Source organism: Citromicrobium bathyomarinum, assembly GCF_038594605.1.
Classification (GTDB): domain Bacteria; phylum Pseudomonadota; class Alphaproteobacteria; order Sphingomonadales; family Sphingomonadaceae; genus Alteriqipengyuania; species Alteriqipengyuania bathyomarina_B.
Genome location: NZ_JBCFZM010000001.1, coordinates 1 through 15755, shown reverse-complemented (window position 1 = coordinate 15755; position 15755 = coordinate 1). Strand labels below are relative to the sequence as shown.

Genomic DNA, 15755 nt, shown 5'->3' with positions numbered 1-15755 from the left:
GTCTGCTTTTCCAAAAGTCAGGCCGCAAATCAGGCCGTCGATACCTGCAATTCGTTCCAGCCGGGCGGCGGCTTCCACCCGATTAGCTCTTTGAAATCGGCATAGGCCAGTTCGAAATCGTCGTAGTGCCTCAGAGCGCCATCGTGCAGAATCGCCCAGCGGTTGCAATGGTCGCGCACATAGGCGGCATCGTGCGAGATGATGATCATCGCGCGGTCGGCGCGTTTCTCGAACAGCTCGAAATTGCAGCGGTCGTGGAAGCGTGCATCGCCGACCGCGCTGATCTCGTCGATCAGGAAGCAGTCGAATTCGATGATCATCGAGATGGCAAAGGCGAGCCGCGCGCGCATGCCCGACGAATAGGTCCGCACCGGCTCGCGCAGATAGGGGCCAAGCTCCGCGAACTGCTCGACGAAGGCGAGGTTTTCCTCGAAATCCTGTTCGTAGATGCGGCTGATGAAACGGATATTGTCGATCCCGGTCAGCTGGACCTGGAATGCCCCCCCGAACGCGAGCGGCCAGGAGATCGACAGATCGCTCTCGATGCTGCCCGAGGTCGGGCGCTCGGCCCCGCTGATCAGGCGCACCATGGTCGATTTGCCCGCGCCGTTGCGGCCCAGAATGCCCAGCCGCTCCCCCATCGCAAGATCGAAGCCGATGCCCTTGAGCACGTGATTGGTGCCGAAGCGTGTGCGATAGGATTTATGCAGGTCGCGCACGCGGATCATTCGGGCACCACCCTGCGCGAGACCCAGCGCACCGCGATCAGCCCGGCGACCGACAGCACGAGATTGACGCTGATCAGGAACGGCAGGTCGTAGACCGCGCGGGCGCGCAGGCCGAACCAGCCCTCGCGCACATATTCAACGCCATGCACCGTCGGGATGTAGAGCACGATCTCCTGCGCGAAGGGCGGCAGCGCGGCGACCATGAAGGCCGCGCCCGAAAGGGGGAACAGCAGATAGGAGAATGGATGCCACAGCTTCTCCACCAGCTCGCTCTCGTGCGACAATGCGCCGAGAAGGATCGCAACCGACACGCCGAACCACGCGAGCAGCAGCCAGCCGGTCGCGACCTGGATGATGTCCTGCGGCGGATCGAGGATGCCGATCACGATGAACAGCACCGAGAGTGTCGCGAACGAGATCGTCGCCCCGCCGAATTCCAGCAACAGCCGCGCCAGGTAGATGTCGAGCACCTTGATGTTGCGGTGATACATCAGCGACAGGTTGGCCCACAGCGCTCCGATGCAGCGGCCCGGCATGTTGCGCCACAGCAGCACGCTCGAATAGCCGGTCAGCGCGAAGGCCACGATCGGCAGGTCGCTGCCGTGGATCGTCTTGGTGGCCGTCCACAGCGCGGTGACACCCAGCGTGAAGATCATCGGCTCCACGAACAGCCACAGGAAGCCGATATTGTGCCGCCCGTAACGGGTCAGCATCTCGCGCACGAGCAAAGCGCCGAGCACCCGGCGGGTGACCCGCAGGCTGTTGCCCAAAGAAGGCGCAGGCGAAGGTGTGGGAGAGGCAGCAGAATCGCTCATTCGCGATGCTCGCGGATGCCGACCAGCAGCATCGAGAGGACGCCCCACGCCAGCAGGCCGAGCAGCAGGGTGGCGAGAATGCCGCGAAACCGGCGCGGCGCGGTCGCATGGTCGGGCAGCGAAGGCTCTGCCACCCGCTCGATATAGGCCTGCTTGCGGCGCGCATCGGCCCGTGCCTCCTGCAGCGAGGACAGCGCGATCGTCAGTTGCTGCTCGGCGAACTGCGAGGCCAGCTGCAATTCTTGAAAGCGCGCCGAGTTCGCTGAGAGCGAGCCCGATCCGCCCGCGATCTTCGCGGTTTCCTTCGCGATCTCGCGCTCCAGCTCGCGGACCTGGGTCTGCAGGAACGGAATTTGCGATGCGCGCGGCGTGTAGGTGCGCAATTGCAGCAGGCGGGTGCGCGCGGCCATCAGCTCTTCCTGCAATTGCGAAATCGTCTGCAAGCCGACCCGCGCCTGCAGCTCGGGGTCGATGATCCGCTCGGAATCGCGGAAACGCCCCAGCGCCAGCGAGGCACCGCGCGCCTGCTCGCGCGCCTCGGCCACTTCGAGCTGGGCGAAGGCGATCGCATCGTCGCGCGCGCGGGTGGAGAGTTCGTTGACCAGCTCTTCGGATCGGCTCAGCAACCGTTCGTTGATGGTTCTCGCATCCTCGGGATCGAACGCTTCCACGCGCACACGCAGGATCAGCGCGGCGTCCCCGTCTTCCAGAGTCATCTTCTTCTGGAAATATTCGTAGAGCTGTTCGGTGCTGTCGCCGGTGAGCGGACCGAAGCGGTCGCCCCAGAATATCGAACCATTGCCATAGGCTTCGCGCACGAAGCCATCGCGGTTGATCTTGGTCAGCGCATCGCGCGAACGCAGGAATTCGCGGACCGCATTGCGTTCCTCGCTTGCGCCGGTCAGCGCACCCGAGCCGAGCACCGACCCGAGCGGAGAAATATCCGATTTGTTCGGGCTGCGCACGAGGATGCGCGATTCCGAGACGTAGATGTCTTCGGCGAGCAATCCGAAATAGGCCGTCGCGATCAGGGTCGGCAGCAGGACCACCACGAGGAACAGCGGGCTGATAGCCTTCAGACGGTTCAACACTGCCATGCCCGATCCTGCGTCGAATCCCCCATGGGCGTGCGCATTGCACTGCCCCCCTCGCGCCGGTCTAGCCGCCGGGCGGGAAGCTTGGCCAGCCATTCCTCGACGCTCGCGAAATGATCGGCCCATGTCGTGGCGCGAAACTGCGCCATCGCAGCCAGCTGGCGGTCGCGATCCGCGCTCTGCCCGCAATAGGTGCCAATCGTCTCGACCCATGCGGTTTCGTCGGCAGGATCGAGCAGCGCCGGGATGCCCTGCCCCACCTCGCGCAGCGCGGGCAGATCGCTCGCGATGGCGGGCACGCCCGCCTGCAGCGCTTCGGCGACGGGCAGCCCGAACCCTTCGGCGAGGGTCGGGAATACAAGGGCGCGCGCACCTGCCAGCAAGGTGCCTAGATCGCTATCGGAAAGGCCGGACCGCACGGTCACGATATCCCGCAACCGCCCATCGCCTTCGAGCGCGGAGAGGATCGCCGAGGCGCTCGCGCCGCGCTTGCCGGCAATGACCAGCTGCGGCGCTTCATGGCCCATCCGCTCGATCAGACGAGACCACACGCGCAGCAGCAGCGCGTGGTTCTTGCGCGGCTCGATCGTCCCGATGCAGAGGAAATAAGGCCGCCCGGTCGAGGTCCGGTTTACCTGCGGCAACGACCGCGCAGCTATCGGCGCAGCGAGGATCGGTGGCGGCGGCACGCCCTGGCTCTGCGCAAACCGCGCAAGGCCGTCGGCCGTCGCCTGCGAATTGGCAACGATCCCGTCCGCCCGCGCCAGCGCTTTGCGCACCCTGCCGCGATGACGCGCCGTTTTGTGCGCGGTGGTCAGCTCCGGGTGCGCAATCGGGATCAGATCGTGGAGCAGATAGACGCGCTTCGCAGCCAGCCCCGCCAGCGAATGCCAGTGAGCCTCGCGGTCGAAGCCCGAGTGGCCGACATTGAGATAGACGGCGTCGCCACCCACCGAATGGTTGCGTTGCGGCGATCCGAGGAGGCGTGCGCAATTCCTGCGGAACGCCCCGGCGGGGGCTTCGAAGGCGTCGAACAGACGCGCGGATCGACGACGGTCGAGCACCCGGGCATGCCCCGCGATCTGGAGGACGGCCAGCGCTTCGGGCGCGAAATGGCGCGCATAGGCTTCGCAGACCCGGTCGAGCCCGGTCGGCGGGCGACCGATCCAGCGCCACGCCGCCATGCGCGTCACATCGAGAAGGATCGTGCCGCTCACGCCTCCGCGCCCTTGGTATCGAACACCTGCGGCAACCGCTCGCCAACCTGCGCCTCGGCCAGCCGCAGCGCCTTTGCGTCATCGACGTCGATCCACCAGGCATCGCCGATATCGACCACTCTCGCCTGCCCCTGCCCGGCGAGCAACTGCATGCCGTCGGAGAGCGAGCCCGGCTGCCCGTTCCCGATGGCGGCAGCGATGGCTCGGGACAGCCCGGGACCGGCGACGAAGGCGCCGCAATCCACCGCATCATAATGATCGAGCCCCTTGCCGATCCGTGCGATGGCGTTGCCCTTCCCCAGCCGCACCCATGTCGCATCGTCCGGATCGACCAGCGGCGAAGCGACCCGCCGGTCGATCGCCAGCACCGCGTCGGCATCTGCGGGAGCATTCGCGACCAGCGCAGACAGGAGATCGTGCGACAGGATATGGTCTGCCATCACCAGCAGATACCTGCCATCGAAACCGGCGCTTCCCGCGATCACCGAATGCCCGTTGGGTTGGCGGCAATCCGGCACTCGCCGGGTTTCCACCGCAATACCCGCACGCCGCGCGATGACAGGGAGCATGGCCTCGATCTCGTCCGCGAGATAGCCCGTCGCGACCGTTACGCGCCGAACCCCGACCCCGGCCAACTGACGAACCGCGATCTCGATCAGCGAGACACCGTGAATTTTCGCCAGCGGCTTGCATGGGGCAACCTCGCGCAGCCTGCTGCCATATCCGGCAGCCAGCACGAGGGCATCGGTCACACCTGCGCGGCTCGTCACGCGACCTTTACGGCCCGCGCGTCACTGGCGAGGTATTCGCCGAGCATGCGGCCGGCCACGTCCTCGGCCAGTTGTTGCTGGGGGTGCTTGCAATAATACGCGCTCGGCCCGACCAGCGCGCCCGCATCGCCCCGGTCGAGCGCGAGCTTGCAGATCCGGATCGCGTCCATCACGCAGGCTGCGGCATTGGGGCTGTCCTCTACCGAAAGGCGGATTTCGATATCCATCGGGACCTCGCCCCACTGCTTGCCTTCGAGCCGGATGAAGCCAAGCTTTCTATCCTTCTGCCACGGGACGAAGTCCGACGGACCGATCTGGATATTCTCGTCCGAAAGCCGGTCGGCCAGCACCGCCTGAATGGCTTCGGTCTTGGAGACCTTCTTGCTCGCCAGACGCTGCCGGTCGAGCATGTTCATGAAGTCCGTGTTGCCGCCGGTGTTGAGCTGATAGGTTCGCTCCACCTTCGCGCCGCGTTCTTCGAACAGCGCGATCAGCGTGCGGTGGACAATGGTCGCGCCGACCTGCGCCTTGATGTCGTCACCGATGATCGGCAGCCCGCGCTCGCGAAAGCGCGCCTCCCATTCGGGATCGCTCGCGATGAAAACCGGAATGCCGTTGACCACCGCCACGCCCGCTTCCAGCGCGCATTCCATGTAGAACTCGGCAGCCTCCTGCGATCCCACGGGCAGGAAATTGACGAGGATGTCGGCCCGCGATTCGCGCAGCGCGGCCACGATCTGCTCGCGAGTCGCATCGGGTCCGTTGGCGATCGAGAAGCCGCGCGCCCCGCCCTCGGCCATATGCGGGGCGACACCGTCGAGCACCGCGCCGCGCATGACGCGCACGCCCGTGGCAGAAATATCCTCGCAGAAGACGGTCGTGTTGTTCGGCTCCGCGAAGATCGCGTCGGCGATGTCGTGGCCCACTTTGCGCGAATCGACATCGATGCCGAGGACGTATTGGACATCGCTCGCCTCGTAGCCTGCAATAGCGCGATGGATCATGCCCGGGGCCGAGGGATTGCGCGCATAGTATTGCGTTCCCTGAACCAGCGAGCTGGCGCAGTTCCCGATGCCGACGAGGGCCACACGAATTGGCGACATTCCTGTCCTACCTAGATCCGGTCCTGTGCCACGTCGGGTTGGCCGGCATTGTCCATGGTCCCGCAGTCGCACCGAAGGGTTCGACCGGGAGACTGTGCGTTCGAACGCGGCAGCATAGCATATCCACTTCGATGTGCGCTGCGAACGCCAAGCCTTTCCCATATCGGCATTTGCGCGATTTCCAACCTCTTGCGCAGACCCTGCGCGTTCCCGACAATGCAATCGCCACCGCTTGTCGGAAAATTGCCACATGCCGACCATCTGCCTCGATTGCCGCTATATCAGAAACCGCCCGAGCGGGATCGGGCGCGTGGTGCAGGCGCTGGTCGATCATCTGCCGAGTCTCGCACCGGACCTGGATTTCCGCTTTCTGCGCCATCGCACGCATCCCGGCCCACTCTCGACCGCCGCCAATGCCCGCGACATCCCGGTCGGTTTCGAGAGCAACGGGCCCACTTCGATGTGGCGGCTACCCCAGCGGGTCGACCTGCGCGATGTCGATCTGTTTCACGCCCCGTCGAACATCCTGCCGCACGGGCTGGCCATGCCATGCGTCACCACGATCCACGACCTGATGTGGCTCGATCACCCGCAATGGTGCAATCCAGGGCTGTGGGGCCAGGTGGAGCGGCGCTTCTATAGGCATGGAATTGGCCATGCGCTGCGCCACTCGAACGCGATCCTGGCGGTCAGCGACGCCACCCGCGATGCGATCATCGCGAGAGACTCCGCGCTGGCGGAGCGGACCGTTACCGCGCGGCCCGGCGTGTCGGAGGACTTCGCGCCTCGCCCCGCCGATCCCGCCCGCCTCGCCAGGCGGGGCCTGCGGGAAGCCGGCTACATCCTCACCGTCGGGCAGTTCGCCCCCTATAAGAACCACGATAATGCCCTGCGCGGCTTTGCCAGAGCCTTTGCAGACCGGGGGGATATCGTGCTCGTCCTGGTCCAGCGGCGCGGGTCTGGCAGCACCGGGCTGGCTCGGCTTGCCGCGAGCCTCGGCGTCGCGGACCGTGTCCGCTTCCTGCCGCCGATGGACGATTCCGAACTCGCAGCGCTCTATCATGGCGCGCTCGCGCTGCTCCACCCGTCGCTGTGCGAAGGCTTCGGGCTGCCGCTGGTGGAAGCGATGGCGAGCGGATGCCCGGTCGTCACCAGCGATCTGTCCGCCATGCCCGAGGTGACCGGGGGCGCGGCGCTGCTGGTCGATCCAGGGGACACCGGCGCGATAGCCGCCGCCCTTCACCGGGTCGTCGAGGACCAAAAGCTCGCGGCGGACCTGAAAGATCGCGGCCTCAAGCGGGCGCAGGACTTGCGGTGGGAGGATTTCGCCAAGGCGAACCTCGCACTCTATAGAGAGGTGCTGGCCGAAGCCTGATCGGCGGGACCGACCCTATCGAGCGCCTGCTTGGACCGCCGGATCGCCAGCACGAGCACGATGTTGAGCACCACGATCTCGTACAGAAAATACCACACGGGCGAGCCCGCCGCCATTGCCGCGCCCAGCGCCAGCGTGCGGATATTGGCGCCAAGCAGTGAACTTCCGCTGATCTGCGAGGGGCCGAGAGCCTCCAGAGCCGCGCGGGTCGGCGCGCCATGCAGCGGGTCGGCGACCAGCCGGTCGATCCGCATGTCGTCGGGCGTGAGCACGCTTGCCAGCCACAGATAGGCGCGAACAAGCCCCCTGAGCGGCACGGCAGGCCCGACATCGGCGCTACGCAACCACGGGACGCCATGCACCCATGCCATGAACTGGCGCCGCCGGACTTCGTAGAAATTGGCCTGCACGATCCGGCTTGCGGCGGCCACGCTGCCGAGCGCGATGATCCACCAGCCGGTTCGGTCGAGCCATGCGAGCGCCAGGGTCAGGTAGAGGACGGCATGGCCTGCATAATCGCACGCTCCGTCGATCGCTTCGCCCGCCGGGCCCGCGCGCCCCGTCATCCGCGCCAGCGCGCCGTCCGCGCCGTCGAACACATGCCAGCTCATGTGGATCAACAGCCCGGCAAGCACGCTCCATGGCCACCATGGCTGGATATAGGCGACTCCCGCCAGCACCACCGCGAGACCGCCTGCGAAGGACACCATGGTCGGCGTGACCGCAGTGTGCACGAGCATGCGGGCCAGCCGGTCGGCCAGCGGATGATAGAGCACCCGGTCCAGCGGATGCTGGAGCGCACGAATCCGCGACGGCGGAGCGGGCTGGGATGGTTCGATCATGGCGGCGGCGTTTCGGTATCGAGGTTTGAGGCATGCTTGCGCTAAGCGCTGCACCCCTCCACACCTTGCCCTCACCGCTTTTGCAAGCCGAACCGCCTCAAGAACCGCAATCATGATATCCCCCGCCCCTATCGCGATCCTCTTTGCCAGCAAACGGGCGGCGAACCATGATGTGGCGGGCATCCCTGCTGCGGCGCGGGCTTTGCGGGAATTCGCAGAAGATCCCTCGCGGGAAATTCTGGTCACAGTCGAGGGCGGCTGGCGAGCGGATGCGCGGTGCCGGCACGAAATCGATCGCCTCGTACCCGGCCTGCGCTGGCGGGCGGTCGACCCGGCCGAGGTGGGCGGAGCGGAGCATTATCGGCTGCCGCTCTGCGGCAAGACCCAGCGCCCGCTCGACATTCCCGATCTGCGCCTCTGGGCACGCCGGATCGTCAAGGCGACCGGCAAGCCCGGCGACGGCATCGTCTCGCGCCATCTCAACCGCCCCGTCTCGCAGGCGATGACGCGCATCCTGCTGCGCTGGCCCGGCGCCAGGCCGTGGCACGCGACGCTGCTCGCCGCGCTGATCGGCGTGGCGATGGCGCTCGCGCTGTTCCTCGGCGGAGCCACCGGACTGATTGCCGGAGCGATCCTGTTCCAGCTCGCGTCGATCGTCGACGGGGTCGATGGCGAGATCGCGCGAGCGACCTTCCGCAGCTCGGCTCGTGGCGCGATGATGGACAGCGTGACCGATGCCGCGACAAACCTGAGCTTCATCGCGGGGGTGAGCTTCAATCTCTACACGCGCGGCGCCGAAGCGGCCGGGATCGCGGGCGGGATCGGCTTCGCATTGCTGGCGACGGGCAGCGCGCTGCTCGCCCTCCAGTCGCGCAGGGATGGCGGAGACTTCACCTTCGATGCGCTTAAGAGCCGGGTTCGCGCGCGGCCCTCGCGCATCCGCCAGTGGCTCGTGTGGGTCACGATGCGCGATTTCTACGCCCTCGCCGCCTGCATAGCGATCCTGCTGGGTGGAGCGAGCCTGCTGCTGTTCACCTTCGCCACGGTCGCAGCGGGCTGGTTCGCCGCGACCTGCGCGATGGTGCTGCGCCCGGGCCGCAACGCTTCACAGGGCCCGGCCCCCGCACCCCCATCCGAACAGCGATAGGCCTAGCATGTTGTCGCGAAACCTTTCTTCGCGTAACCCTCACGCTGAAAACCCGCCCAGCGAGCCGGAAGGCCCGCTGTCGCGGCCCAGCGGATTTCCAGGCCTCCCATGCGCGCTGTTGCCTTATTGCTGACTGCAACGCTGCTGGTTCACCCGGCGGCACAGCTCACTGCGCAGGACGCGGAGCCGGCGCCGCGCGACGATCCCGCGCCCGTAGCCTACGGCCCTCTCGACGATCCGGTTGCGCGCGCTAACGCCCCGCCGCCGGTTGCCATTCCCGATCCGCTCGACCGGGCGGCAAGGCTCGCGGTCGATACGCACCCACAGGTGCGCGCGGCGCAGGCCGAAGCCGCCGCGCTCGCCGCCGACAAGCGCGGTGCGGATCAATTGCGGCTGCCACGCGCCAGCATCGAGGCTCTCGCCGCCACCGAAGGATCGTCCTTCGCGGATACGGACGGTCTTGCCCTCAACGCCGTTCTCGAACAGCCGATCTGGTCGGGCGGCCGGGTCGATGGCGAGATCCAACGCGCCGCTGCCAACCTGCGCGCGGGGCAGGATCGGCTGGGCGAAGCGCGCAACAATATCGTGCTGCGGGTGGTCCAGGCCTATTACGACTATGTCCGCGCGCAGGCCCGCTATGACATTCTCGATGCGAGCCTCGGCCAGCATCGCGATCTGCTTGCCGCGATCGGCCGCCGGGTGGATCAGCAGGTCTCGCCGCGCGCCGACCTGACGCTCGGCCGCTCGCGCACCGCGCAGGTAGAGCTCGACCGCGCGATTGCTGGCGAGACGCGCGAGAGCGCCCAGGTCCGCCTGCAGGTGCTGAGCGGGCTCGACGATGTGCGTCCAGTGCTGCCGCTGGAAAGCGCGGTCGAGACGCTGCCGCCCGAAGCGGTCGCGCTGGACGAGGCGCTGGCCTGCAGTCCCGAGCTTGCCGCGCTCACCGATCTGGTCGACGTCGCCCGCGCCCAGCGCAGCATCGCCCGGTCCGACGTATGGCCCGAGGTCGTGCTCCAGCTTTCGCAAAACGAGATCACCGGCACGCGCGCGGCGGTGGTATTGCGCGCACAGTTCGGCGCGGGGCTGTCGCAGTTCCGCGCGGTCGACGCGGCGGACGCACGCATTCAGCGCGCGATCGCCGAATTCGGCGAGGCGGAACGGCGCCTGCGCGAACAGCTGCGCCGCGATTACGTGCTGGTCCGCGCGACCACCGCGCGGGTCGAGGCGGGCGTGCTTGCGGTCGATACGGCGGCCGAGATCATCGAGAGTTACAAGCGCCAGTTCATCGCCGGGCGGCGCAGCTGGCTCGACGTGATGAACGCGACCCGCGAGGCAGCCAGCGCGCAATTGTCCGAAGCCGACGCGCGGGTGGTCGCAGCCGAAAGCACGGCACGCATCCTCGCGCTCACATGCCGCTGGCAACCGGGCAGTTCGGGAGCTTTGGCACGATGAGCAGTGGCACGATCGAAGGCGCAATCCGCAATTACGCGCGGCTGATCGGCAAGCAGCTATCGCCGCACTGGAACGCCGAATTGCGCGAGGCCTCGCTGCCCGACGGGGTCGAGGGCCTGTCGGTCGTAACCGGCATTCTCGGCTGGCAACCGGCGCGCGAGATCGAGGGCAAGCCGCGCCCGGACCAGTTCCCGCTGGTCGTGTACGACCCGGACGCAGGCTGGGCGGTCGCGCGGCAGTGGAGCAGCGAACACGCGCTGGACATGGCCGGCCGGCGATCCGCGCTGACCTACGACGGTCGCCAGCACTTCTTCTCGCTCGCCGTGCCCGATCCGCTGGCGAGCGGCGAAGGCGGCGCGGGCTCGGTGTTCTGGCGCGCGATCATGCGGCGCAAGCAGCCTCTCGTGATGGCCGGGCTGGCGACGGTGTTCGCAAACCTGCTGACGCTCGCCACCTCGCTCTATTCGATGCAGCTCTACGACCGGGTCATCCCGCTCGCGAGCTTCGACACCCTGCTGGTGCTGACCGTCGGCGTCGGCTTCGCGCTGGTCCTCGACCTGACGCTGCGATCCCTGCGCGCGCTTTTGATCGAGCGTGAGGCGCAGGATATCGACGCCGAGGTCAGCGAGTTCTTCTTTGCCCGCGCGCAGGCGATCAGGCTCGATGCGCGACCGCCGGGCATCGGTACGATGGCGGCGCAGCTGCGCGGGCAGGAGCAGGTGCGCCAGGTGATGTCCTCGGGCTCGCTCTTCCTCCTCGCCGACCTGCCCTTCGCGCTGTTCTTCATCTTCGTGATCGCGATGATCGGCGGGCAACTGGCGATCATCCCGATCATCAGCCTGCCGATTGCGCTGCTGCTGGCGCTGTTCCTCTCTCTCGTCATCCGCAAGGGCGCAGACCGCGCGCAGCTGAGCGGCAATCGCAAGAACGGGATGCTGGTCGAGTCGCTCGATGCGAGCGAGACCGTCCGCGCCAATCGCGGCGGCTGGTTCATGATGGCCCGCTGGAACACGCTGGTGCGCGAGATCAACCACTACGAACTGCCGGTCAAGAAAGCCTCGGCCGTCGCGGGCTCGCTGTTCTCGACGCTGCAGCAGATATCCTATGTCGCGATCATGGGCTGGGGCGCATACCTCGCCGCGACCGGGCAGATCACCACCGGCGCCCTGCTCGCCTGTTCGATCATCGCGGGGCGGATCAACGGCCCGCTGGTGTCGCAAATGCCCAATCTCATCGTGCAGTGGGGTTATGCCCGCTCCTCGCTTCAGGCGCTCGATACCATCATGAGCCTTCCGATCGACCCGGCGAGCCGTGCGGGCGCGCTGCGCCCCGATCTGATCGAGGGCGGGTTCGATGTGCAGAACGTGCTCTTCGCCTATCCCAAGGCACAGCGCCCATCGCTGGAGGTCGAGAAGCTGGCGATCCGCCCGGGCGAGCGGGTGGCGGTGATCGGCGGGATCGGGTCGGGCAAATCGACGCTGCTCAAGGTGCTTTCGGGCCTCTACACCCCGATCGAGGGCCGCGTGCTGCTGGGCGGGCTCGATTTCGCGCAGGTAGCGGACGACATCGCGCGTCGCCATGTCGGCTATGTCGCGCAGGACGCGCGGCTGGTGAACGGCACTCTGCGTGACAATCTGGCGATGGGCATCGGCGATGTGAGCGATACGGCGATCATGGAGGTCGCCCGCAAGACCCGGCTCGACCAGGTGATCGCCGCGCAATCCGATGGCCTCGCAATGCAGATACAGGAGGGCGGACGCGGCCTTTCCGGCGGGCAACGCAGCCTTGTGGGCATCAACCGCCTGCTCCTTGCGCAGCCCAAGGTCTGGCTGCTGGACGAGCCGACCTCCTCGCTCGACCAGAATACCGAAACCGCCGCGCTAGACGCGATCGACGCTCAGCTGGACGAGAATTCCATACTGGTGATGGTGACCCACAAGATGCCGCTGCTCAGCCGATTCGATCGGGCGCTTGTGATGGCGGACGGCAAGATTTTGAGCGATGCGCCCGCGCGCGACATCCTGCGCGAATTCGTCGCCCGGCAGGTGCCGCAAAAGCCGCAAGCCGAACCTCCGGCGGGCACGGTCACCTCGCGTTCGATCGGGCGGCAGGCGTCTTGAGGAAACACACATGATGCGCGCGCTTCGCCCCGCCCACTGGATCATCATCGCGATCAGCGTCAGCCTGATCGGCTTCATCGCATGGTCTTTCTGGGCCGAGCTCGATCAGGTGACCCGCGCACAGGGGCGAGTCGTGCCCTTCGCCCGCGTGCAGGTGGTGCAGAGCGAGGAAGGCGGCGTCATCAGCGCGATCAATGTGCGCGAGGGTGACCGGGTGCGCGCGGGCCAGGTGCTGATCGAGCTGGACGAGGTGCAGCTCGCCGCCAGCCTCGAGGAATCGCGTGCGCGGGTTGCCGCGCTGCGCAGCCGGATGGCACGGATCGACGCCGAGCTGTTCGACAAGCCGCTCAACTTCCCCGCCAGCCTGAGCGATTATCCCGAATTCGTCGCCAACCAGCGCCAGCTGTTCAGGCGTCGCCAGGCAGCTCTGGCCGCCGAGATCAACGCGCTGCGCGAAACCGCCGCGCTCCAGCGCGAAGAGCTGAACCTCCACCGCCCGCTGGTCGCTTCGGGCGATGTCGCGCCGGTGGAAATCATCCGGATGGAGCGTGCGATTTCCGAAACCGAAGGACAGATATCGAATGTCCGCGCGCAATATATCCGCGAATTGCAGACCGAGTTCGCGCAGACCGAGGAAGACCTTGTCGCGGCCGAACAGGTCCTGACCCAGCGCGACGACAGCCTGAAAGGCACCCGCCTGCTCGCGCCGACCGACGGGATCGTCAAAAACGTGCGCCTGACGACCGTGGGCGGCGTGCTGCGCCCCGGCGACGAGGTGCTGCAGATCGTACCCACGGGCGAACGGCTGATCGTCGAGGCGCAGGTTCCCCCGCGCGACATCGCCTTCGTCGAGCTGGGCCAGCGCGCGCGCGTCAATTTCGATGCCTATGACAATGCGGTCTATGGTTCGGGCGATGGCGAGGTGGTGTTCATCAGCCCGGACACGCTGGCCGAGGAGCGCGACGACGGCACAATCAACACCTATTACCGCGTCAATCTGGAAGTCGACACGTCGAACATGACGCAGCAGGAAGCGAGCCGTCCGGTCGACCTTCAGCCGGGCATGACCGCGACCGCCGAAATCCTCACCGGTTCGCAGACCGTGTGGGAATACATCACCAAACCGATCCTCAAGACCTCGCGCCAGTCGATGCAGGAACGTTAGGCCGGCGTGACGCAAGGGGGGCGCATGGGGGGCGCATGGGGGGCGCATGGACATGACCGATAAGACGGCTGAGCCCGACCTGATCCCGCCGCTGGTCTTTACGGTCGCGATCACCGGGCATCGCGCGATCCCCGACGAGCAGCGCGATGCGCTGCGCGCCGCCATTGCCAACCTGCTGAAGGTCGCCAAAGGCGCGGTAACCGACAGCGCGACCGAATGGCCCGATGCGGAGCGCGAAAGGCAGTTTCGCTTCGTGTCCGCGCTCGCAGAAGGCGCGGACCGGATTGCGTGGGACGCTGCGTCGGCGGACCCTGCCTGGCAGCGCGAAGCGGTTCTTCCATTTGCGAGGGAGGATTACGCGCAGACATTCGACGATCCGGCGCGCATTGCGGTCGTCGATCAGGCGATTGTGGCGGGGGTGCCGGTCCTCCAACTGGCCGACTGGCGTTGGCAAGCCACTGGCGAAGATGGCGCGCCGGACAACGCGTTCGACCAGATGTGGCAGGCCCGGCGCTATCGTACGCTTGGGCAGATCCTCGTCCGCCGGGCCGATCTGCTGATCGCGGTCTGGCGCGGCAAGCCGGCCGCCGGGGTCGGCGGGACGGCGGATGTCGTAGCCGAAACCGGTGCAGAGGGCGTGCCGACGATCTGGATCGATCCCGACGATCTCCGCATCAGGAGTATCGTGCCCCAACCCGGAACATCGCGTCGTCAGATGATCGACGATGCGTCCGACCTTACCAGCGATGGAGCAGCGCGCGCGATCGAGGCTGCCGCGCATAGCGTGATGCTGGGCGGCAACGACGCTTCGGCTGAGGCGATCCGCCGCTTTTCTTCGCGGGAACGGGTGCGCGAGTGGCGTATCGGCAAGAGACAGGTCGAGCCCGGGACTACCTCGGTGCTTTACGCCAGCACCATCGGGCTGTTGTCGCGCGGAACCTACAAGCCGCAGGTCCGGCTGCTCCGCAAACCCGCGGCGAGAAACCGGTCTTTGGCCGCGCGAGTGAAGAACTGGCTCACGCTGCCCAGCCTCTTCGTCCTGTCGATGCCCGATTGGCCGGACGACAAATATTCGGCCGCCCCCGCTCCGGTCGAAGATGCCCCGCGTGGCAATACCAGCCGCGAGGCCATCGTGGCGGCGACCGCATCGGACGCGGCCATCGCGCCTTACTTCGGGTTCGCCGACAAGGTGGGTACGCGGCTCGGGCACCTCTACCGCTCCAGCTACATTGCGATCTTCAGCCTATCGGCAATGGCGATCTTCATCGCGGCGCTATCGCTGATCTTCCGCAACTGGACACTGATCGCGGCGATCGGGGAGCTGGCGACGCTTTCGATCGCGCTGTTCATCTGGATGCGGGTTTCCGAGAAGACCGCACCGCTGCGCGGGCTGGCGGTTCATCGCCGATGGCTGGACGCGCGCTTCGTGGCGGAGATGCTGCGCGGGGCAAAGGCCCTCTCGTGGATCGGCTTTTCCGGGCGAAGCTCCGCGCCTTCATGGGGCGATGCGGACGAAAGCGACAGATCGGAACACGCGTGGTCGCCTCGCTTCGCGAATGCGGTTTCCACACTGCCCCACGTGCCGAACGAACGGCTGACCCCCGACCGACTGGCGACCATCGGCACCGCGCTGAAGGGCGTTGTCGTCGGCCAGAAAGATTATCACGCCAAAAATGCCGAGCGGCTGCAGAACGTCCACAAGAGCCTCGACAAGCTCGGCCAGAGGTTCATCGCCCTCTCGATCATCTTCGTCCTCGCGTTAGTGGTCCTCTACGGATTGTCCTACATCCCGCGATTCCCCTTCATCAGCGAACGCGTGCTGTCCGTCGCCGGAATCGTCGCCGCATTCTTCGGCAGCGTATCGCCCGCCATCGCAGCTGCAGCGGCGGGTATCCGCTATCACGGGGACTACGAACGCTTCGCCCGC

At 66.7% G+C, this 15755-nt stretch carries 13 protein-coding genes; 6 read left to right on the top strand and 7 right to left on the bottom strand.

Annotated features, from left to right (window positions below; genetic code table 11):
* Positions 1-29: 29 nt before the first annotated feature.
* Genes AAG612_RS00065 through AAG612_RS00040 form a run of 6 tightly spaced genes read right to left on the bottom strand, consistent with a single transcriptional unit; the run spans position 30 to position 5727 of the window.
* Positions 30-728, bottom strand: coding sequence for an ABC transporter ATP-binding protein (locus tag AAG612_RS00065; protein WP_342506016.1), 699 nt, complete (start codon positions 726-728; stop codon positions 30-32).
* Complete coding sequence (locus tag AAG612_RS00060) at positions 725-1543, bottom strand: ABC transporter permease (protein ID WP_342506014.1); 819 nt, start codon at positions 1541-1543, stop codon at positions 725-727. Before AAG612_RS00060 ends, AAG612_RS00065 begins: the two co-directional genes overlap by 4 nt.
* Positions 1540-2640: a KpsE/RkpR family capsule polysaccharide export protein gene (locus AAG612_RS00055; RefSeq protein ID WP_342506010.1), complete on the bottom strand. Its 1101-nt coding sequence runs from the start codon at positions 2638-2640 to the stop codon at positions 1540-1542. The genes AAG612_RS00060 and AAG612_RS00055 overlap by 4 nt, the downstream gene beginning before the upstream one ends.
* Positions 2628-3854 (bottom strand): glycosyltransferase family 4 protein, encoded by a 1227-nt coding sequence (locus AAG612_RS00050; protein WP_342506008.1) that lies wholly within the window; start codon positions 3852-3854, stop codon positions 2628-2630. Before AAG612_RS00050 ends, AAG612_RS00055 begins: the two co-directional genes overlap by 13 nt.
* A complete protein-coding gene (locus AAG612_RS00045) occupies positions 3851-4624 on the bottom strand; it encodes a phosphocholine cytidylyltransferase family protein (RefSeq protein ID WP_342506006.1) in 774 nt (257 codons plus the stop codon). The genes AAG612_RS00050 and AAG612_RS00045 overlap by 4 nt, the downstream gene beginning before the upstream one ends.
* A complete protein-coding gene (locus AAG612_RS00040) occupies positions 4621-5727 on the bottom strand; it encodes an inositol-3-phosphate synthase (protein WP_342506004.1) in 1107 nt (368 codons plus the stop codon). The genes AAG612_RS00045 and AAG612_RS00040 overlap by 4 nt, the downstream gene beginning before the upstream one ends.
* A gap of 250 nt (positions 5728-5977) precedes the next feature.
* On the opposite strand from AAG612_RS00040, the gene AAG612_RS00035 reads away from it, so the two are divergent.
* A complete protein-coding gene (locus AAG612_RS00035; protein WP_342506002.1) occupies positions 5978-7102 on the top strand; it encodes a glycosyltransferase family 4 protein in 1125 nt (374 codons plus the stop codon).
* On the opposite strand, the gene AAG612_RS00030 is transcribed toward AAG612_RS00035, so the two are convergent.
* Positions 7075-7944 (bottom strand): CDP-alcohol phosphatidyltransferase family protein, encoded by an 870-nt coding sequence (locus AAG612_RS00030; protein WP_342506001.1) that lies wholly within the window; start codon positions 7942-7944, stop codon positions 7075-7077. The genes AAG612_RS00035 and AAG612_RS00030 overlap by 28 nt on opposite strands.
* Positions 7945-8056: 112 nt before the next feature.
* Between AAG612_RS00030 and AAG612_RS00025 the strand changes: the two genes are divergently transcribed.
* The 5 genes from AAG612_RS00025 to AAG612_RS00005 form a co-directional block, all read left to right on the top strand.
* Positions 8057-9091, top strand: a complete 1035-nt coding sequence (locus AAG612_RS00025; protein ID WP_342505999.1) for a CDP-alcohol phosphatidyltransferase family protein — start codon at positions 8057-8059, stop codon at positions 9089-9091.
* 108 nt (positions 9092-9199) lie between these two features.
* Positions 9200-10543, top strand: coding sequence for a TolC family protein (locus AAG612_RS00020; protein ID WP_342505997.1), 1344 nt, complete (start codon positions 9200-9202; stop codon positions 10541-10543).
* Positions 10501-12663, top strand: a complete 2163-nt coding sequence (locus AAG612_RS00015; protein ID WP_342505995.1) for an ATP-binding cassette domain-containing protein — start codon at positions 10501-10503, stop codon at positions 12661-12663. The genes AAG612_RS00020 and AAG612_RS00015 overlap by 43 nt, the downstream gene beginning before the upstream one ends.
* Positions 12664-12673: 10 nt before the next feature.
* Positions 12674-13828, top strand: coding sequence for a beta-barrel domain-containing protein (locus AAG612_RS00010; protein ID WP_342505993.1), 1155 nt, complete (start codon positions 12674-12676; stop codon positions 13826-13828).
* Positions 13829-13880: 52 nt separating this feature from the next.
* Positions 13881-15755: hypothetical protein (locus tag AAG612_RS00005; RefSeq protein ID WP_342505990.1), on the top strand; the 1875-nt coding region annotated here is incomplete at its 3' end.